We start from the raw sequence: 18,359 nt of genomic DNA on the forward strand, positions 1-18,359 counted from the left end.
GCGGCTCCGGCGCAGCCCCGTCGGAGTTCCCAAACGGGCTCTGAGCGCGTCAGCGCAGGCCGAGGAAGGACAGAATGGCGAGAACCACCACGACCAAGCCGACGAGATAAATGATGCTGTTCATGCGTTGCCTCCTGCGCACGGGCCGCTCCCGCGCGGCCGAACGGAGGGACAACGGGGCATGATGGTGATGGTTCCTGCGGCTGGAACTCGGGTGGCGGGGGCGAGAGACGGCCGTCGAGAGAGGCCGTGGCGAGAGGCGGTCGAGACGGTGGCCGTCGAGACGGCTGCCGCGTGATGCGCCATCACGCGACGCGTCACCTCGTGAGGCGCACGCCGGCGGCGTGCTTAAGCATGCATGCGCGTTTTCCTTGACCGTGCGGGAGCGCCCGGGTAGCGAAGATTTGGTTTGCTCGAAATTCGTTGATGCTCGGCCGCGTCCGCTTTTTCCGTGAGCCGGACGCTCCGAACGGAGAGACGTGATGCGTACCCTCTTCGCTGTTCTGGTCGTCGTTCTTCTTCTCTTCACGCTGTCGCGGCTGCCTTATCCCGGCGCGCCCAAGATGCCGGCGGCGCCCAAGCCCGCACCCGCCGTGGCGGCCGCACCGGCCGAGGAGCCCGCGCCGCCGCCGGCGCCGAAATACGTCACCACCCGCGAGTGCGCCCACGGCTATTTCGGCAGCCGGAGCTGCAAGGAAGTGACCACCGTAAAACCCTGACGCGGCCGCTTTTCCGCCCGCCGGGTTTTTCTTCGGCGCCGCATCTCGTGGGATCGCCCCGCCGGGCCGACCTCTCGGCCCGCGGGCCTCGTTTTCGTTCAGCGCAAGCGACGCCATGCCGGACACGCGACCGATCCGAACGCTCGCGGCCGACGAGCGCGCCGCCCTGCGCCGCGCCTATGAAACCGCCGGGACGACGCTGAAGGGCGTCGCAAAAGACTTCGGCGTCTCGCCGTCGAGCCTGACGCTCGTCGCCGAGCGGGAAGGCTGGCGGCGCGGCGGCACTGCGGCTTCGCGCCCGAAAAGCAAGCCGCCGCAGGCACGGGTCCGCAGACAAAAGAAACGCTCGATGGCCGACCGGCTGGAGCGGCTGCTCGCCAAAGAGATTTCCCGTGTCGAGGCGGTGCGCCGCGACGCCGCCGCGCCCGACGTCGCCGACGCCGAGCGCGTCGCCCGCACGCTCGAGCGCCTCACCGACACGCTGGGAAAAGTGCGCCGGCTGCGCGAGCCCGAGGCCCGGGAGCCCGATGACGATCTGCCCCGCGACATCGACGAGTTCCGTCGCGTGCTTGCGCGCCGCATTGCGGAGCTCGTGCAGGACGAGGACGACGGCGCGGGTGCTGGAGGCGTTGAGCCCGGCGAGCCTGACGCGTCTGGCTGACGATTTTGCGATCTTTGCGCATGCCCATCAGGAGCATCGCGACGCCGGCAACGACGGCACGCCCTGGACCACCTGGCTGGTGCTCGGCGGGCGGGGCGCCGGAAAAACCCGGCTCGGCGCCGAATGGGTGCGCGCGCTGGTCGGCGGCATTCCGCCCTGGGCGGACCACGCCTATGGCGCGCTGGCGCTGATCGGCGAGAGCGAGCGCGACGCTCGCGACGTGATGGTGGAGGGGGCTTCGGGGCTGTTGAAGATCTCGCCGCCGCGCGAGCGGCCGGTGTGGATCGCCACGCGCCGCCGGCTGGAATGGCCGAACGGCGCGGTCGCCCAGATCTTTTCCGCGGAGGATCCCGACAGCTTGCGTGGCCCGCAGTTCGAGGCCGCCTGGTGCGACGAGCTGGCGAAATGGCGCCACGCCGAGGCGGCGTTCGACATGCTGCAGTTCGGGCTGCGGCTCGGGCCGTCGCCGCGCCAGATGATCACCACCACGCCGCGGCCGATCCCGCTGATCCGCCGGCTGATCGCCGATCCGCGCACGCGGGTGACGCGGGCCGGCACCGCCGCCAACAGGGCGCACCTGTCGCCTGCCTTTCTGGAAACCGTGGTCGCGCGCTATGCCGGCACGCGGCTCGGCCGCCAAGAACTCGACGGCGAGCTGATCGAGGACCGTCCCGATGCGCTGTGGTCGCGCGGGCTTCTGGAGGCCTGCCGGATTTCTGCCGCGCCGCCGCTCGGCCGGATCGTGGTGGGGCTCGATCCGCCGGGCTCCTCGCGCCGCACGGCGGATGCCTGCGGCATCGTCGCCGCGGGCAGGGCCGAGGACGGCACGGTGTTCGTGCTGGAGGACGCGTCCGCAAACGGCCTCACGCCGTCCGCCTGGGCGGCGCGGGCGATCGCACTCTATCGCCGGCTCGCGGCCGACGCGCTGATCGCCGAGACCAATATGGGCGGCGAGATGGTGAAGACCGTGCTGCGCGAGCTCGATGCCTCGGTGCCGGTCGTCGAGGTGCACGCGACGCGCGGCAAATGGGTGCGGGCCGAGCCGGTCGCCGCGCTCTACGAGCAGGGTCGGGTGAAGCATGTCGGCGCCTTCCCGGCGCTCGAGGACGAGATGTGCGATTTCGGGCTCGACGGGCTGTCGTCGGGCCGCTCGCCCGACCGGCTCGACGCTTTGGTGTGGGCGGTGACGGCCTTGATGTCCGGCCGTGGCCGGCCGCGGGTGCGGCAGCTGTGATGCTTTATACGAAGGGCGCGGGCATCACGGCGCGGCCGGGCTGCCGACCGAACTGCCGAGTGCGCGGGCGGTGTCGACGATCCAGCCGCGGTAGCGGATCAGCGGCGTCACGCCGGTGAGCCCGCCGCAGCCGGCCGAGAGTTTTGGCCCGGTCGACCAGCTCACCACGCCGGCGATCGCCGGAGCGGCGCCGAGCGAAAAAACCGGTGCGCCGGAATCGCCGGTGCAGGCGCCGGCCCCCGGCCGCTCGCCCTTGGTCGCCGGATCCATCAAGCGGAGCTGCAACGTGCCCGGCCTGCCGGTCGCGATCAGATCGGCGGCGCGCACGGTGCCGCCGCTGCGGCCGTCGCCGCGCACCGCGACGCCCATGCCGGCGACCGTGAACCTTTGGCCGACCGACAGCGTCTCGAGCCTTGCCAGCGGGGCCGGCGAAAAGGTCTCCGGCAGCGACGCCGCCGTCTTCATCAGCGCGACATCGGCGGTCGCCCGGTGCCCGAGCAGGCTTTTCATGTCGAAGCCGGGATGGCGGGCGATGGTCGCGACGTCGAGCAGCGTCGGCTGCCGCGCCGCGTCGAACGTCACCAGCTTGTAGTCGGAGCCCGGCTGCACGCAGTGCGCCGCCGTCAGCACGAGGTTTTTCGCGAGCACCGCGCCGGTGCAGGACGTGCCGTGCGAGCCGACGATCAGCACGACGTGGCGGGCGAGCGAAGCCGGCGCGTCGGCCGCGCCGACCATCGCGGCGGCGGGACGAGCCTGCGTCACGACGAGCGACACGAGCAGCGGAAGACACAGCCGCGAGGCGGGGAGGGCGCGCATGCGCGCGAGGAACCGCAGCCGGCCCGGCTTGTCAACATCCATCGGAAAAACCCCATGGCCATGCTTCTCCAACCTCCCGCCGCGGAGCCCTTGTCGCTCGCCGAGGCAAAGCTCGTCCTGCGGGTGGAGCACGACACGGACGACGATTTGATCGCCACGTTGATTGCGGCGGCGCGCCGGCATGTCGAGGCGGTGACCCGGCGGGCGCTCCTCGTCCAGACTTGGCGGCTCGCCCGCGACGCCTGGCCCGCGAGCGGCCGGATCGCGGTGCTGCCGGCGCCCTTGCGCACGGTGGTCGCGGCACGGGTGTTCGACGCCGCCGGCACCGCTCGGGCGATCGACCCGGAGATTTTCACGCTCGACCCGACGAACGCGCCCGGCGTGATCGCGGTGGCTCCGCACGTGCCGCGCGCGCCCGGCCGGCGCACCGCCGGCATCGAGATCGACGTTTCGGTCGGCTATGGCGAGACCGCCGCCGAGGTGCCGGCGCCGCTCGTCCAGGCGGTGCGGATGCTGCTCGCTCATTGGTACGCGAACCGCGCGGTGGTCGCCGAGACGAGCGCCCAGCCCTTGCCGCTCGGCGTCGCCGCGCTGCTCGCGCCGTGGCGGGTGCTGTTGCCATGATGCGCGATCCGGGACGCCTGAACCGCCGCCTCGTGCTGGAGGCGCCGGCCGAGACCGACGACGGCGCCGGCGGCGTCGTCCGCACATTTGCCGAGGTCGCCACGCTGTGGGCCGCGGTGACGCCGGTCTCCGCCACCCATGGCAGCGAGGCCGATGCACACGGTGCGACGGTCGCCTGGCGGATCGTGATGCGCGCGCCGCGCGAGATCACCACCCGCCATCGCCTCCGGCTCGGCGCCCGGATCTTGCGCGTGCTGGCGGTGCGCGATCCGGGTTTCGGCTTTCTCGAGATCGACGCCGAGGAGTGGACCGACTGACGCGTTCGGCGTCGCCGCGCCTCGCACACCACCGCTTCCTTCTCCACCAACCGAGGTGACAAAAAAATGACAGAGGCCGCGGTGGCGCTGCGCAGCGCCGTGCGTTCCGCGCTCGTTGCCGACGGCGCGCTGGTCGCGCTGCTCGGCGGCGCGCGGGTTTTCGACGAGGTGCCGCGCGGCGCTTCGTTTCCTTATGTGACCCTCGGCGAGGCGCGGGTGACCGACTACGGCTCCGACGAGGCGCCGGCGACCGAGCACGCGCTGGTGCTGCATGCCTGGTCGCGCCAGGGCGGCCACCGCGAGGCGCATCTGATCGCCGGCGCGCTGCTGCAGGCGCTCGACGACGCCGACCTGTCGCTCGCCGGCCACCGGCTGATCAATCTGCGCTTCGCGCTCGCCGACGTGAGACGCGAGGCGGACGGCCTCACCCACCACGCCCAGGTGCGCTTTCGCGCCGTCACCTCGCCGGCGTGACACGCCTCGCTTGGTGTGCCGCGCCGCGGCGAGCCGCTTTCGCAATACGCTTCGGAGAGCTGCCATGACGGCCCAGAAAGGCAAGGATCTGCTGCTCAAGCTGGAGGAGGGCGGCAGCTTCGTGACGGTCGCCGGCCTGCGCTCGCGCCGCATCGCCTTCAACGCCGAGACGGTCGACACCACGCATGCGGAGTCGGTCGACCGCTGGCGCGAGCTTTTGGATGGCGCGGGCGTCAAGCGCGCCTCGCTGTCCGGCCGCGGCCTGTTCGTCGACGCGACGTCCGACGCCCTGCTGCGCGAAATCTTCTTCGAGGGGGCGGTGCGCACCTGGCGCGTGGTGATCCCGGACTTCGGCACCGTCACGGGGCCGTTCCAGATCACCAGCCTGGAATTTGCCGGCGAGCACAATGGCGAGGTGACCTTCGAGCTGGCGCTCGAGTCGGCCGGCGCGCTCGCCTTCGCCGCGACGTGAGATCGCCGCGCCGGACAAGAAAAAGGACCGGGGCGAGACGCGCCCCGGTCCTGTCACGATACGGTCGTATCCGATCGTCGCCGTCGGCGGCGCCGGTCGTTCTCTCACTCGAGCGTCAGGCCGGTGATGCCGAGCGCCACATTGACGCCGACCACGTTCTGCAGCGCGAGCGGCTGCAGCGCGATCCCGCGGGCCGGGCCGCCGAGCAGCTCGGTGCTGCTGCCGGCGCCGGCACCGATCGCCAGCGCGCTGCTGGTGCCGGTGTAGCGGCCGACCAGGCCGTGCCGCTGGATGCGGCGGGTCGGCGCCCAGACGCTCCAGGTGAGACGGCTGCCTTCGGTGATCCCGACGTCCAGGCCCACCCGCGAGATGGCGCCGTGATAGACCTCGCGGCGCCGGCTGTTGTTGGCCCGGAAGACACACCGCACCGGCTGCGTCGAGCCGACCACCAGCCCCACCGCGGGCGCCACCTCGCAGCTCAGAACGCCGATGTTCATCGCCGACTGCGCCGCCGCCGGCAGCGGCGCGAGAAGCGCAGCCGCTGCGGCCACGAGAGCCACTTTCAACCGAGACATATCCCCTCCGATCGATCCGGACACGCGCCGTCGCGACTCGCGACCGGCAAAAACGGATCGCTCCGGAGCTAAAATATCATCCTCGCAGGGAGTCAATGGACTGCGTGGCGGCGCGAGCGGCGAGACCCGTGAGGTGTTGCCGCCGTGCTCCGTCCGAGCCGATCGGCCGCATCTTGCCTTGGTTCGGGCACGATCCGGTGAAATGATGAGGTCCGCGACCATTGTTTTGTCGGCCGCCTCCTGCAGCGCCCGTGCTGTTTCGCGCGCACGGAGTTTGCTCGCGCAGGCGTCACGCGTGTGGTTCTCGTGCGTGAAAATTCACGCGCGCCGCGCGACTCATGCGCCGTTCGTGCAGTCCTTGCGCAGCATCGTCAGAAAACGGCCGACCTCGGCCTTCAGCCGCCCGCTCTGCTCCGACAGCGAGAGCGCCGCCTGATGCACGTCGCCGGCGGCCGTTCCGGTTTCCGCCGCGCGCGTGTTCACCTCGGTGATGTGGCCCGTCACCTGGGCGGCGCCGGCGGCGGCGTGCTGGATGTTGCGGGCGATCTCCTGGGTGGCGATGCCCTGCTGCTCGGCGGCGGCGGCGATCGCCCCGGTGATCTCGGAGATGCGCAGGATGGTCGCGCCGATCTCCTTGATCGCGGCGACCGAGTCCTCGGTGGCGCTGCGCATCCCGGAGACGTGCGAGGCGATCTCCTCGGTCGCCTTGGCGGTCTGGGTGGCGAGCGCCTTCACCTCCTGCGCCACCACGGCGAAGCCCTTGCCGGCCTCGCCGGCGCGCGCCGCCTCGATGGTCGCGTTGAGCGCGAGCAGGTTGGTCTGGTCGGCCACGCTGCCGATCAGCTGGACGATGTCGCCGATGCGGCCGGCGGCCTGCGACAGCGCGGTGATGCGCGCGTCGGTCTTCTCCGCCTGGGCGACCGCCTCGCCGGCGATGCGGCTCGAGTCGTGAACCTGCCGGGTCACCTCGGCGACCGAGGAGGTCAGCTCCTCGGCGGCAGCGGCGACCGAGCCGACATTGGTGGAGGCCTCCTCCGAGCCGGCGGCGACCGCCAGCGCGACCTCCTGGGTGTCGTCGGCGGTCTTGTCGAGCGTGCGCGACGCCCCTTCGAGGTGGCACGAGGCTTCGGCGACCGAATTGGCGATGCCGCCGATCTCGCGCTCGAAGGCGGCGGCGATGCGCTCCAGCGCATTCTGCTTGTCGCGCTCGCCGGCCTCCAGATAGACCGAGATCGCGAAGTCCATGTCGAGCATCGCCGCCTTGACGAAGGCGCCGAGCAGCTTCGCCTTCTTCTCGGCGCCGCGGCCGAACAGGCCGGACGGGATCGCGTGCTCGATCGTCGCGAGCAGGCGCACCGCGACGAAGGAGTAGCCGCCGATGTACCAGCGCGGCTCGAGACCGAGGGTGTTGTGCGCCTCGCCGATCCGCCGCACCGAGCGCACGTAGTCGTCGCTGAACTCGGCGGCCGCGATGGTGTCCCAATGCGCGAGCTGCTTGTCGCGGGCGTGCCGGATGTGGCGGTCGTCGCGGAACATCTTCGCCGCCGGCGGGTGGCGCTTCACCTGGCGGTAGAAGTCGTCGAGGATGCCGGGCAGATGGGCGGCGATCAGCGGCCGAAGCTCGCGCAGCAGCGCGCGGGTCTCCGCGTCGATTTCCACGAACGCCAAACGCTCGTCGAGCTGGTGGGAAGCGGTCATGTGCGGGAGTCCGTTGCCTCGGTCGTTCGCAGCCGCTCGAACTATCCGCAACTTCCGGTTAAATGAGCATTAAGTGCGAAGGTCTCTCGTTACTTATCTCGGGTTGTTCCGGCCCGGCCCGGCCGGTGTCGGGCCGTCCGGTCCTGCGATGGCGGCGCGCCCGCGAACGGTCGGCCCGCGGGACGCGGTGGCGATGACGCGGTGGCGATCCGGCCGCCGCCCGGATCAGGCGGCGCGGATCTTCTGCAGGAACCCGTCGATCCGGTGGCGCAGCGTGTCGGACTGGCGGTTCAGCACCTCGGCGCTGGTCTTCACGCCTTCGGCCGCCGCGCCCGTCGCATCGGCATCGGTCGTCACGCCGGCGATGTTGTCGGACACGGTCATGGTGCGGCGCGCGGCCTCCTGGGTGTTGCGGGTGATCTCCTGGGTCGCCGCACCCTGCTGCTCGACCGCGGCGGCGATCGAGCTCGCGACCGACGACACCTCGGCGATCGTGCTGCCGATCCGCCGCATCGCCGCGAGCGCCTGGTCGGCGACCTCGCGGATGGCGCCGACCTGCGAGGAGATGTCCTCGGTCGCCTTGGCGGTCTGGCCGGCCAGCGTCTTGACCTCGGAGGCGACCACGGCGAACCCCTTGCCGGCCTCGCCGGCGCGCGCCGCCTCGATCGTCGCGTTCAGCGCCAGAAGGTTGGTCTGGTTGGCGATCGCCGTGATCAGGCTGACGATCTCGCCGATCCGGTGCGCCGCCTCGGTGAGGCCCTGGACGGTGCCGTCGGTCTCCTCGGCCTCGGTCACCGCGCGCTTGGCGATGGTCGCCGCGTGGGAGACCTGACGGCCGATCTCTTCCACCGAGGCGCTGAGCTCCTCGGAGGCGGCCGCCACGGTCTGCACGTTGTGCGAGGCGTCGGTGGAGGCGGCGGCCGCTTCGCGCGCCTGGTCGTTGGTCCGGGCGGCGGTGCCGGTGAGGATGTTGGAGGTCTCCTGCATCTCGCCGGCCGCGCCGGCGAGCGCCCGCAGCGCCTCGCCGATGCCGGCCTCGAACTCGGCGATGTGGCGCTCGATCGTCTGCTGGCGTTGCACCGCCTGCTCGCGGTTGCGGGTCTCGGCCGCCTCGATGTGGGCCTTCTCCTCGGCGTTCTGCTTGAAGGTGGCGAGCGCGCCGGCGAGGCTGCCGATCTCGTCCGAGCGGCCGCGATAGGGCACCTCGGTCGAAAGATCGCCGGCGGCGACCTTCAGCATCGCGGCGCGGATCGCCTGTAGCGGCCCGATCACCCGGCGCGACACCAGCACGATGCCGCCGGCCGCGATCACCACCGCGCCGACCAGGAGCACCAGCCGCAGGATCAGATCGGTCCGCGCGGCGTCGACCATATCGCGTGCGTGGCTCTCGGCGACGTCGAGGGCGGTCTCGGCGACCTCGAGGACGGTCTTCAGACGCGGCACCGAATCGAGGGTCCATTCGCTGGTCGCCATCGCGATCGGCTGGTCGGACGAGAGCATCGCCACGATCCGCTTGCGCTTGTCGACGAACGCCGGGGCGAAGAAGGACGCCTCGGCCCTGTCGATCGCCTGCACCACGGGCGAGTCCGGGCCGAGCCCGACCCGCAGCGTCTCCAGCATGGCGAAGGCGCCCCGCCCGTGGCCGACCAGCTCGGCGAGCTGCTCCAAGCCCTCGGGCGACAGCCGCTTCTTGAAGGCGATCGCGTTGGAGAGCGTGACCGACATGTTGCCGCCGTCCTCCCGCGCCATCCAGGCGGCGTCCTTGATCAGCATCATCTGATCGACGAACGCGTCCTGGCCGCGGGCGCTGGCTTCGACCGCCCCGCTCATCCGCTGGATCAGCGCGAGCATCGCGGTGGCGGTCGACTGCAGATCCTCGGCGAGCGCCGGGCGCCGCTCGGCTTTCGGCTTGGCCATGTCGGCGGCGGTGTCGCGATAGAGATCGCCGAGCCTGGCGACCAGCCGGTCGAACTCCGGCAGGTCGGTCTCGCGCCCGGCAAAGTCGATCGCGGGAAGCATGCGCGACGCCGCCTGCAGCGCCGGCCAGCCGGCCGCGCGCGCGTCGTCGATCTGCTTGCGCTGGCCGGGGTCGATGCTGCCGTCGAGGCCGAGCGCCCGCACCGTGAGCGCGCGATCGAGCCGCAGGTTCGCCATGGCGCGGAACATCCGCCCCTGCACGTCGGCGACCGCAGCGAGCCGGCTCGCCGCGGCGAGCTCTCGCGAGGTGCTCCACGCGCCGAGTGCCAGCACCAGAACGAGCCCGGCAGCCATCAGCGCGATGACCGCCTTCAAGAGAATGTTCGACGACACCCGGTTCAGCATGATTGCCTCTGAGTGAGAATTATTCACATCGCACGCTGCACCGAACCTCTTAAATGGACATGAATACGAGCTGGGGGTGAAAGAGAAAGATGTATTCGATGAATGAATACGTAAAACATCTAGCCGCGGCGGGCTAATAACTATGAAAAAGGAATTGCCGAAAAACCGGTTCGCGCCGGCGCCCGTGCCGGGATGCCCCGGTGGTCGACCCCGCTCCGGCGACGAGGAGGCGTGTCATGGCCAACCGCCATCGCGGTGAGATCGACGCCGAGCTGAACGGCGTGTCGCGCCGGCTGGTGCTCACGCTCGGCGCGCTCGCCGAGCTCGAGGCCGCGTGCGGCGCCGACGATCTGGTGGCGCTCGCCGACCGCTTCGCCTCCGGCCGCATCAAGGCGGCCGATCTGGTGCGGATCGTCGGCGCCGGCCTGCGCGGCGCAGGCGATGCCGTGACCGATGCCGAGGTCGCGGCGATGACGACGCCGGGCGGCGCCGCCGGCTTTGCCGCGATCGCCGCCGACCTTTTGGTCGCGACCTTCGGCGCCGGCTCGCCGGTTGGCTCGGCGGCTCCGGGCGGAGAGCGCGGGGATGCGAGTGCTCAGAAAAACCCTCCGGCGCCGCAGGACAGGGGCAACGGTTGAAACCGTTTCCCTGGGACGAGGCGATCGGTGTCGGCCTCGCCGTCCTGCGGCTTTCTCCCGACGTGTTTTGGCGCACCACCCCGCGCGAGCTCGCACTGGCGCTGCGGGCGCGGCACGGGCTTGCACCCGCGCCGCCCGACCGGGCGGTGCTCGCCGACCTGATGAGGCGGTTTCCCGATGCCCGATGACACCGACAAGCTCGTGCAGACGAGCGAAAGCCTCGCCACCGCGACCGAGACGGCGGATGCGCTGTCGCTCAAGCTCGGCGATCTGGAGAGCGGCGCCGATGCGGTGGCCCGCGCCACCACCCGCGCCTTCACGCAGGCCGTCTCGAGCGGTCGCCAGCTCGACGACGTGCTGAAGTCGCTGGCGCTGCGCCTTTCCGATCTCGCGCTCAAATCCGCGCTGCAGCCGCTCACCGGCGGGATCTCCTCGTCGCTGCAGTCTCTCGTCGGGCTGTTCGGCAGCTTCGGCGGCGGCACGCAGCTGACCGCCGCGAGCGGGGCGATCAAACCGTTCGCGACCGGCGGGGTGATCGGCACGCCGACCTATTTTCCGCTCGCGAGCGGCGGGCTCGGGCTCGCCGGCGAGGCGGGGCTGGAGGCGATCGTGCCGCTCGCCCGCGGCGCCGACGGCGCGCTCGGCATCGCCGCGAGCGGGGGCGGGGGTACCGCGACGCAGGTGACGGTCAACATCGCCGCGCAGGACGTTTCCAGCTTCCGCGGCTCCGAGGTTTATCTCACCGGCCAGATCGCCCGCGCCGTCGCCCGCGGGCGGCGCGGACTCTGATCGAGCAAACCGGGGGTCGGGATGGCCGCCTTCCACGAGGTGCTGTTTCCACTCGACATCGCGCTGAGAAGCGCGGGCGGGCCGGAGCGGCGCACCGAGATCGTCACGCTCGGCTCCGGCCGCGAGGAGCGCAACGCGCGCTGGGCGCATTCGCGCCGCCGCTGGGACGCCGGCTACGGCGTGCGCACCATCGCGGCGTTGTCGACGGTGGTGGCCTTCTTCGAGGAGCGGCGCGGCCGTTTGCACGGCTTTCGCTGGCGCGATCGGCTCGACCATTCGTCCGGCGCGGGCCCGCCGAGCCCGCTCGACCAAGCCCTCGGCACCGGCGACGGCGAGACTGCGGTGTTTCCGCTGGTGAAGATCTACGGCTCGGTGCATGCGCCTTATCGGCGGACCATCGAAAAGCCGGTGGCGGGCAGCGTGCGGGTCGCGGTCGGCGGGATCGAGCAGACGGAAGGCGCAGCCTTCGTGTGCGACACGACGACCGGCGCGGTGACGTTTCTCGGCGGCCACCTGCCGGTCGCGGGCGCCGCCGTCACCGCGGGCTTTCTGTTCGACGTGCCGGTGCGGTTCGACACCGATTATCTCGAGGTCGATCTGACGGCGTTCGAGGCGGGGGCGATCCCGAAAATTCCGCTGGTCGAGATCAGGCCGTGACCGACGTCGGAGGTCTTTCATGCGCACTCTTCCGGCCGCTTTGCAGGCAAAGTTGGAGACCGGCGTCACCACGCTGTGCCGCTGCTGGCTGATCCGCCGACGCGACGGCGTCGTGCTCGGCTTCACCGATCACGACGAGGACGTTTCGCTCGGCGGGATCGTCTGCCTCGCCGGCACGGGCCTCGACGCCTCGGAGGCGACTGCACGGCTCGGGCTGCAGATCGACGGCGGCGAGGTGTCGGGCGCGCTCGCCTCCGACTCGCTCGCGGAGACCGACCTCGCCGCCGGACGATACGACGCCGCAACGGTGGAGACGCATCTGGTCGACTGGAGCGAGCCGGCGCTCTCGGTGCTGCTCTTCGCCGGCACGCTCGGCGAGGTGCGCCGCGAAGGTCTCGCCTTCACCGCGGAGCTGCGCGGCATCGCCGACCGCTTGGCGCAGACCAGCGGCCGCCTCTACACCGCCGACTGCACCGCAAGTCTCGGCGACGCGAAATGCCGCGTGGACCTTTCCTCCGCCGCGCATCGCGCCGACGGCACCGTGACGAGCTTGCTCGGTACCTCGATGATGCGGGTGTCGGGCTGCGAGGCATTTGCCGACGGCGCGTTCACCGCCGGCCGCCTGACATTTGCGAGCGGCGCCAATGCGGGCGTCGAGAGCGAGGTGAAGCGCCACGCGATCGATCCACAGGGTGTCGTCATCACCCTGTGGCAAGCGATGCCGGAGCCGATCGCGCCGGGCGATGGATTCGTGATCACGTCGGGCTGCGACAAGCGCTTCGTCACCTGCCGCGACCGCTTTGCCAACACGGCGAATTTCCGCGGATTTCCGCACATTCCCGGCAACGATTTCGTCATCCGCTATCCGTCCTGATTCACGGCGCTTCGAGACCCACCATGATCGAACGAGAAAGAATCGTCGCGGAGGCGCGGCGCTGGATCGGCACGCCTTATCGCCACCAAGCGTCGCTGTGCGGCGTCGGTTGTGACTGCCTCGGCCTCGTACGCGGCGTGTGGCGCGCGCTCTACGGGGGCGAGCCGGAAGCGCCGCCGCCCTACACGCCGGACTGGGCGGAGGCGCGCGGCCGCGACACGCTGCTCGAGGCGGCGACACGCCATCTGATCAGGATCGAGCCGTCGGAAGTATCGCCGGGCGACGTGCTGCTGTTTCGCTGGCGTGACAACCTTCCGGCCAAGCACGCGGCGATCGTCACGACGCGCGAGACGATGGTGCATGCGCACGACGGCGCACGTGTCGCCGAGGTGGCGATCGCGCCATGGTGGCGGCGAAAGCTCGCCGCGGCGTTCCGCTTTCCCGGTGTCGAAGCGTAGGACCTGCCATGGCCGCTCTCGTTCTCTCCGTCGCCGGCGCCGCGGTCGGCAGCGTGTTCGGGCCGATCGGGGCGATCGCCGGGCGGATCGCCGGCGCGGTCGCCGGCAATCTGATCGACCACGCGCTGCTCGGCGGCGGCAACGACCGAACGGTGGAGGGCCCGCGCCTCGCCGACCTCGACGTGATGGCCTCGACCGAAGGCGCGCCGATTCCGCGTGTCTACGGCCGGGTGCGCCTGTCCGGCCAGGTAATCTGGGCGACCGATATCGAGGAGGTGATCTCGACCACCACCGAGACGACCGGCGGCAAGGGGATGGGAGCGTCGAGCACAACCACGACCACCACCTATACCTACTATGCCAACATCGCAGTCGGCCTGTGCGAAGGGCCGATCGGCCGGGTGGGCCGCATCTGGGCGGACGGCAGTCTGCTCGATCTCGATGGCCTCGTGGTGCGCACCTATTCCGGAGCCGAGGACCAGACCGCCGATCCGCTGATCGTCGCAAAGGAGCCGGACGGCGCGCCGGCCTATCGCGGCCTCGCTTACGTGGTGTTCGAGCGGCTGCCGCTCGCTCAGTTCGGCAACCGCATTCCGCAGCTCTCCTTCGAGGTGCTGCGTCCGGTCGGCGCGTTGGAGAAGATGGTGCGCGCGGTGACGCTGATCCCCGGCACCACCGAGTTCGGCTACGAGCCCTCCACCGTGGTGCAGGCCCGCGGCCGCGGCGCCTCGAGCCCGGAGAACCGCCACGTCACCACTGCGCCGTCGGACGTCGAGGTCGCGCTCGACGAGCTCGCCGCCGTGTGCCCGAATCTCGAACGGGTCGCGCTGGTGGTCGCCTGGTTCGGCGACGACCTTCGCACCGGCGTGTGCACCGTGCAGCCGGGGGTCGACGACGCGGCGAAAATCACTCATCCGGACACGTGGTCGGTGGCGGGCCTTTCGCGCGCCGAGGCCCATCTCGTCTCGCAGATCGACGGCCGCCCGGCTTATGGCGGCACACCCTCCGACGACAGCGTCGTCCATCTGATCAGGTCGCTGAAGGCGCGCGGCTGGAAGGTGACGCTCTATCCGTTCGTGATGGTGGACATCCCGGCCGGCAACGGGCGGCCCGACCCGTGGAGCGATGCGGGCTCGCAGCCGGTGCATCCGTGGCGTGGCCGCATCACCTGCGATCCGGCGCCGGGTCGGCCCGGCTCGCCGGACGGCACTGCGGCCGCGCAGGCGCAGATCGATGCCTTTTTCGGTATCGGCTCGGCGACCCCCGACAATTACCGAAAGCTCGTGCTGCATTGCGCCTCGCTCGCGGCGGAGGCGGGCGGTGTCGATGCGTTTCTGATCGGCTCGGAGCTGCGCAGCCTCACCCGCGTGCGCAGCGCCTCCGGCGTCTATCCTGCGGTCGAGGCGCTCGTGACACTCGCGGCCGAGGTGAAGGCGATGCTGGGCGCGGGCACGCTCGTCACCTACGGCGCCGACTGGACCGAATACGGCGCGCACGTGGTCGACGAGGCGGCCACCGAGATCCGCTTTCCGCTCGATCGTCTGTGGGGCTCGACCGCGATCGATGCGATCGGCATCGACGATTACGCGCCGTTGTCCGACTGGCGTGACGGTGCCGATCATCTCGACCGCGCGCAAGCCGACACGCCCTACGACCGCGTCTATCTCGCCGCCAATGTCCGCGCCGGCGAAGCCTTCGATTGGTACTACGCCGACGATGCCGCACGCGCCGCGCAAGCCCGCACGCCGATCACCGACGGCCTGGAAAAACCGTGGATCCATCGCGCAAAAGATTTCTGGAACTTTTGGAGCAATCCTCATCACGAGCGGGTCGGCGGCGTCGAGCTTTCGGCACCGACCGCCTGGGTGCCGCAATCGAAGCCGATCTGGCTCACCGAGGTCGGCTGCCCGGCGGTCGACAAGGGCGCCAATCAGCCGAGCGTGTTTCCGGACACCAAATCGTCGGAGAGCGGCACGCCGTGGTTTTCCAACGGCCGTCGCGACGACGTGATTCAGCGCCGCAGCCTCGAGGCCGTTCTCACGGCATTCGATCCCGCGCTCGGCGCGACCGCGGGAAATCCGATCTCCTCGGTCTATGGCGGGCCGATGGTGGAGCCCTCCGCGATCCATCTGTGGACCTGGGACGCGCGGCCGTTTCCGATGTTTCCCGCCGCGACCGAGGTGTGGAGCGAGGGGCCGAACTGGGAGACCGGGCACTGGCTCACCGGCCGGCTCGGCGCGTGCCCGCTCGACGGGCTGATCGCGCAAATCCTGACCGATGCGGGCGTGACCGGCATCGACACCTCGGCGCTCGCCGACACGCTCGACGGCTATCTGATCGATCGGCCGATGACGCCGCGCGCTGCGATCGAGCCGTTGGCGCAGGCTTTTGCGTTCGACGCGGTGGCGGACGGGGCGACGCTGGCCTTTCGTCGTCGCGGTGGGCTTCCGGTCGCGGAAATCGACGAGAACGATCTGATCACGTCGGACAGTGGCGCCTCGTCCAAGCTCGTCCGCGCGCAGGAGACCGAGCTGCCGGCCGCGGTCGCGATCGGCTTCACCGATCTTGCGACCGACTATCGCCGCGCGGCGGTGCAGTCACGCAAGCTGGTCGGCGGCTCGATGGCGGTCTCCCAGGTCGATCTCGCCGCCGTCACCACCCGCAGCGCCGCCACGCGGCGCGCAGAAATTCTGCTTCAGGACGCGTGGGCCTCGCGTGAGAGCGCCACGTTCGCACTGCCGCCGAGCCGGCTCGCATTGGCGCCCGGCGACGTGATCGGCCTCACGGTCGCCGGGCGGCGGCGGCTCGTCGAGGTGCGCGAGCTGGTCGATGCGGGCGCGCGCAGCGTCACGGCGCGGGCAATCGATCCGGAGGTGTTTTCGTTGCCACTGCCGCGGCTGGCCTGGAGCGCGCCGGTGATGGCGGCCTCCGCCGGCCCGCCGCATCTCCTCGTGATGGCGCTGCCGACCTTGCCTGGCGATGCCGACGACGCGCCGGTGCTGCTGCGCGCCGCGGTGTTCGCAAATCCGTGGCCGGGGCCGATCGCGATCTGGCGCTCGTTCGACGGCGCCTATTTCGAGCGGATCGCGGTGATGCCGGCGCCGGCCGTGACCGGCGAGACGCTCGACCCGCTCTTTTCCGGCCCGACTGGGCGGTTCGACGTGATAAACCAGTTTCGTGTGCGGCTCGACGGTGGCGCGCTCGCCTCCGTCAGCGACGAGGCGCTGTTCGCCGGCGCCAATGCCGCGGTGGTGCAGCGGCCGGACGGGGTGTGCGAGGTGCTTCAGTTCGCGAATGCCGAGCTGGTGGACCAGCGCACCTACATGCTCTCGCGTTTCTTGCGGGGGCAGGCGGGCAGCGAATACGCGATGGCCGATCCGGTGCCGCCGGGGGCGAGCTTCGTGCGGCTCGGCGAGGCGGTGACGCCGCTGGTGCGGGGGCTGGAAAACCTCGGGCGATCGATCGAGCTGCGCGCGGTCGCTGCCGACAGGAGCCACGGTGAGGCGAGCGCCACCATTCTTCACGTGACGCCCGACGCGACGGCGGCAAAACCGCTCGCACCGGTGCACGTGCGGGGACGACGGACGGCCGAGGGTCTCGTGATCAGATGGGTTCGCCGCACCCGGCGCGACGGCGATTCCTGGGAGATTTCCGAGGTGCCGCTCGGCGAAAGCGTCGAGGCCTACGAGGTCGACATCCTGTCCGGCGACACCGTGCTTCGCACGCTCGGGAGCACGATGCCGAGTGCTCTCTATTCCGCGGCGAGCGAGCTCGCCGATTTCGGGGCGCCGCAATCGGCGCTCGCAGTACGCGTCTTCCAGCTCTCCGGCACGGTCGGCCGCGGCTTTCCTGCCGCCGTGACGCTCTGGCTCTGATCATTTCCTCACAAGACGGGACTCTCATGACCGACACGGTCCGGCTCGGCCTGCCGCTGCTCGCCGCGGCGCAGGCGCAGAAGCACGTCACCCACAACGAGGCGTTGCTGATCATCGATGCGGTGGTGCAACTCTCGGTGATCGACAGCGAGCACACGTCGCCGCCGGAAACCGTGGTCGACGGCGACCGCTACCGCGTCGCCTCCGGCGCGACCGGCGAGTGGTCCGCCTGGGACCTCAATATCGCGCTGAAGCTCGACGGCGAGTGGCGCAAGCTGGTGCCGAAATCCGGCTGGATCTGCTGGGACGAGACGGCGCAGCTTCTTTCGGTATGGACCGGCAGCGGCTGGACCGATTTCGGCGGCACGCTCGGCTTTCTCACCACCGGTGCGGTCGCGGACGGCAGCCTGTCGCGGATCGGCATTCTCACCGCGGCGGATGCCACGAACCGCCTCGCGGTGAAGACCGACACGGCGCTGTTCTCGCACGACGACGTGACGCCGGGCTCGGGCGATCTGCGGCTCACGCTCAACAAGAGTGCGGCGGCGCGTGACGCCGGCTTCGTGTTTCAGGACGGCTGGAGCACCCGTGCGCTGTTCGGCCTTCTGGGCGACGACGATTTCACCGTCAAGGTGACGCCGGACGGCTCGAGCTTCTTTACCGGGCTGGTCGTGCGCAAGGGGGATGGCCGGGTCGATCACGTCCGTGGCGCAAAATTCTCGGCCTATCTGAACTACGGGCAGGATTACGCCGCGGGCGCGTGGCGGGATCTTCTCTTCAACAATTTCCGTCACAACGACCAGGGGGCGGCGGCGATCGTCTCCAACGTCCTGACCTTCACCGCGCCGACCGCGGGCGTTTATCTGTTCGGCCTCTCGGCGACCTACGAGGCGGGCAGCGCGCCGAGCAAGATGCAGGTCGGCCTGTCGGTGAGCGGCGCGACGCCGACCGCCGACACGCTCGGCACCACGGGCGACGCGACCTTCGTGTCCGGCGAGACGCAGTGCCGCACGACGGCACTCCTGTCGCTCGCGGCGGGCGCGACGGTCGGTCCAAAAATCTGGTTCACCGGCGCGAACGGTCGGGTGCTCGGCAACGAGAACGTTTTTTGGGGGGTGCGGATCGCGTGAGGGCGCGCCCGCGATTGGATCACTTC

At 70.6% G+C, this 18,359-nt stretch carries 19 protein-coding genes; 15 read left to right on the forward strand and 4 right to left on the reverse strand.

Annotation, left to right across the window (positions count from 1 at the left end; translation table 11 throughout):
* Positions 1–482: 482 nt before the first annotated feature.
* The 3 genes from A33M_RS24485 (at position 483) to A33M_RS17045 (ending at position 2,614) form a co-directional block, all read left to right on the forward strand.
* The gene (locus tag A33M_RS24485; protein ID WP_008389652.1) at positions 483–719 is read left to right on the forward strand and encodes a hypothetical protein; all 237 of its coding nucleotides are present in this window, start codon (positions 483–485) and stop codon (positions 717–719) included.
* 115 nt (positions 720–834) lie between these two features.
* Complete coding sequence (locus A33M_RS25035) at positions 835–1,380, forward strand: hypothetical protein (protein ID WP_008389654.1); 546 nt, start codon at positions 835–837, stop codon at positions 1,378–1,380.
* Positions 1,337–2,614 carry a DNA-packaging protein gene (locus tag A33M_RS17045; protein ID WP_008389657.1) on the forward strand — a complete coding sequence of 426 codons (1,278 nt, stop codon included), beginning with the start codon at positions 1,337–1,339 and terminating at the stop codon, positions 2,612–2,614. Before A33M_RS25035 ends, A33M_RS17045 begins: the two co-directional genes overlap by 44 nt.
* Positions 2,615–2,638: 24 nt before the next feature.
* Here A33M_RS17045 and A33M_RS17050 read toward each other — a convergent pair whose 3' ends face one another.
* A complete protein-coding gene (locus tag A33M_RS17050; protein WP_202801935.1) occupies positions 2,639–3,472 on the reverse strand; it encodes a S1 family peptidase in 834 nt (277 codons plus the stop codon).
* 12 nt (positions 3,473–3,484) lie between these two features.
* On the opposite strand from A33M_RS17050, the gene A33M_RS17055 reads away from it, so the two are divergent.
* The 4 genes from A33M_RS17055 (at position 3,485) to A33M_RS17070 (ending at position 5,317) form a co-directional block, all read left to right on the forward strand.
* Positions 3,485–4,054, forward strand: a complete 570-nt coding sequence (locus A33M_RS17055; RefSeq protein ID WP_008389660.1) for a head-tail connector protein — start codon at positions 3,485–3,487, stop codon at positions 4,052–4,054.
* Positions 4,051–4,371, forward strand: coding sequence for a phage head closure protein (locus A33M_RS17060; RefSeq protein ID WP_008389663.1), 321 nt, complete (start codon positions 4,051–4,053; stop codon positions 4,369–4,371). Before A33M_RS17055 ends, A33M_RS17060 begins: the two co-directional genes overlap by 4 nt.
* A 66-nt stretch (positions 4,372–4,437) precedes the next feature.
* Positions 4,438–4,845 (forward strand): DUF3168 domain-containing protein, encoded by a 408-nt coding sequence (locus tag A33M_RS17065; RefSeq protein ID WP_008389665.1) that lies wholly within the window; start codon positions 4,438–4,440, stop codon positions 4,843–4,845.
* 64 nt (positions 4,846–4,909) lie between these two features.
* Entirely contained in the window at positions 4,910–5,317 is a 408-nt protein-coding gene (locus A33M_RS17070) for a phage major tail protein, TP901-1 family (protein ID WP_008389668.1), read from the forward strand.
* A 104-nt stretch (positions 5,318–5,421) separates the two neighbouring features.
* On the opposite strand, the gene A33M_RS17075 is transcribed toward A33M_RS17070, so the two are convergent.
* The 3 genes from A33M_RS17075 to A33M_RS24690 all read right to left on the reverse strand — a co-directional run bounded on the left by A33M_RS17075 (position 5,422) and on the right by A33M_RS24690 (position 9,912).
* On the reverse strand, positions 5,422–5,877 hold the full coding sequence (locus A33M_RS17075) for a DUF992 domain-containing protein (RefSeq protein WP_237718408.1): 456 nt from the start codon (positions 5,875–5,877) through the stop codon (positions 5,422–5,424).
* 351 nt (positions 5,878–6,228) lie between these two features.
* Entirely contained in the window at positions 6,229–7,590 is a 1,362-nt protein-coding gene (locus tag A33M_RS17080) for a globin-coupled sensor protein (protein ID WP_008389672.1), read from the reverse strand.
* A gap of 225 nt (positions 7,591–7,815) precedes the next feature.
* Positions 7,816–9,912: a methyl-accepting chemotaxis protein gene (locus A33M_RS24690; RefSeq protein WP_008389674.1), complete on the reverse strand. Its 2,097-nt coding sequence runs from the start codon at positions 9,910–9,912 to the stop codon at positions 7,816–7,818.
* 236 nt (positions 9,913–10,148) lie between these two features.
* Here A33M_RS24690 and A33M_RS17090 point away from each other — a divergent pair, with 236 nt between their 5' ends.
* Genes A33M_RS17090 through A33M_RS17125 form a run of 8 tightly spaced genes read left to right on the forward strand, consistent with a single transcriptional unit; the run spans position 10,149 to position 18,333 of the window.
* The gene (locus A33M_RS17090; RefSeq protein WP_008389676.1) at positions 10,149–10,550 is read left to right on the forward strand and encodes a gene transfer agent family protein; all 402 of its coding nucleotides are present in this window, start codon (positions 10,149–10,151) and stop codon (positions 10,548–10,550) included.
* Positions 10,547–10,738, forward strand: a complete 192-nt coding sequence (locus A33M_RS17095) for a rcc01693 family protein (RefSeq protein WP_008389679.1) — start codon at positions 10,547–10,549, stop codon at positions 10,736–10,738. The genes A33M_RS17090 and A33M_RS17095 overlap by 4 nt, the downstream gene beginning before the upstream one ends.
* A complete protein-coding gene (locus A33M_RS17100) occupies positions 10,728–11,339 on the forward strand; it encodes a phage tail tape measure protein (protein WP_008389681.1) in 612 nt (203 codons plus the stop codon). The genes A33M_RS17095 and A33M_RS17100 overlap by 11 nt, the downstream gene beginning before the upstream one ends.
* 21 nt (positions 11,340–11,360) lie before the next feature.
* Entirely contained in the window at positions 11,361–11,996 is a 636-nt protein-coding gene (locus A33M_RS17105) for a DUF2460 domain-containing protein (RefSeq protein ID WP_008389683.1), read from the forward strand.
* A gap of 19 nt (positions 11,997–12,015) precedes the next feature.
* Positions 12,016–12,870 carry a DUF2163 domain-containing protein gene (locus tag A33M_RS17110; protein WP_008389684.1) on the forward strand — a complete coding sequence of 285 codons (855 nt, stop codon included), beginning with the start codon at positions 12,016–12,018 and terminating at the stop codon, positions 12,868–12,870.
* Positions 12,871–12,893: 23 nt separating this feature from the next.
* On the forward strand, positions 12,894–13,328 hold the full coding sequence (locus tag A33M_RS17115) for a DUF6950 family protein (RefSeq protein ID WP_008389687.1): 435 nt from the start codon (positions 12,894–12,896) through the stop codon (positions 13,326–13,328).
* 8 nt (positions 13,329–13,336) lie between these two features.
* The gene (locus A33M_RS17120; RefSeq protein WP_008389689.1) at positions 13,337–17,203 is read left to right on the forward strand and encodes a baseplate multidomain protein megatron; all 3,867 of its coding nucleotides are present in this window, start codon (positions 13,337–13,339) and stop codon (positions 17,201–17,203) included.
* 26 nt (positions 17,204–17,229) lie between these two features.
* Positions 17,230–18,333, forward strand: a complete 1,104-nt coding sequence (locus A33M_RS17125; RefSeq protein WP_008389691.1) for a DUF2793 domain-containing protein — start codon at positions 17,230–17,232, stop codon at positions 18,331–18,333.
* Positions 18,334–18,359: the final 26 nt, after the last annotated feature.

It is taken from the genome of Rhodovulum sp. PH10, from assembly GCF_000293785.1.
In the GTDB taxonomy this organism is placed as follows: domain Bacteria; phylum Pseudomonadota; class Alphaproteobacteria; order Rhizobiales; family Xanthobacteraceae; genus Rhodoplanes.

Bases quoted from the DNA above. Each gene is read 5' to 3' on its own strand.
- A33M_RS17110 (WP_008389684.1), top strand. From the start codon at position 12,016: ATGCGCACTCTTCCGGCCGCTTTGCAGGCAAAGTTGGAGACCGGCGTC.
- A33M_RS17090 (WP_008389676.1), top strand. From the start codon at position 10,149: ATGGCCAACCGCCATCGCGGTGAGATCGACGCCGAGCTGAACGGCGTG.
- A33M_RS17050 (WP_202801935.1), bottom strand. From the start codon at position 3,472: ATGGATGTTGACAAGCCGGGCCGGCTGCGGTTCCTCGCGCGCATGCGC.
- A33M_RS24485 (WP_008389652.1), top strand. From the start codon at position 483: ATGCGTACCCTCTTCGCTGTTCTGGTCGTCGTTCTTCTTCTCTTCACG.
- A33M_RS17065 (WP_008389665.1), top strand. From the start codon at position 4,438: ATGACAGAGGCCGCGGTGGCGCTGCGCAGCGCCGTGCGTTCCGCGCTC.
- A33M_RS17060 (WP_008389663.1), top strand. From the start codon at position 4,051: ATGATGCGCGATCCGGGACGCCTGAACCGCCGCCTCGTGCTGGAGGCG.
- A33M_RS17080 (WP_008389672.1), bottom strand. From the start codon at position 7,590: ATGACCGCTTCCCACCAGCTCGACGAGCGTTTGGCGTTCGTGGAAATC.
- A33M_RS17105 (WP_008389683.1), top strand. From the start codon at position 11,361: ATGGCCGCCTTCCACGAGGTGCTGTTTCCACTCGACATCGCGCTGAGA.
- A33M_RS25035 (WP_008389654.1), top strand. From the start codon at position 835: ATGCCGGACACGCGACCGATCCGAACGCTCGCGGCCGACGAGCGCGCC.
- A33M_RS17120 (WP_008389689.1), top strand. From the start codon at position 13,337: ATGGCCGCTCTCGTTCTCTCCGTCGCCGGCGCCGCGGTCGGCAGCGTG.
- A33M_RS24690 (WP_008389674.1), bottom strand. From the start codon at position 9,912: ATGCTGAACCGGGTGTCGTCGAACATTCTCTTGAAGGCGGTCATCGCG.
- A33M_RS17055 (WP_008389660.1), top strand. From the start codon at position 3,485: ATGGCCATGCTTCTCCAACCTCCCGCCGCGGAGCCCTTGTCGCTCGCC.
- A33M_RS17125 (WP_008389691.1), top strand. From the start codon at position 17,230: ATGACCGACACGGTCCGGCTCGGCCTGCCGCTGCTCGCCGCGGCGCAG.
- A33M_RS17100 (WP_008389681.1), top strand. From the start codon at position 10,728: ATGCCCGATGACACCGACAAGCTCGTGCAGACGAGCGAAAGCCTCGCC.
- A33M_RS17070 (WP_008389668.1), top strand. From the start codon at position 4,910: ATGACGGCCCAGAAAGGCAAGGATCTGCTGCTCAAGCTGGAGGAGGGC.
- A33M_RS17115 (WP_008389687.1), top strand. From the start codon at position 12,894: ATGATCGAACGAGAAAGAATCGTCGCGGAGGCGCGGCGCTGGATCGGC.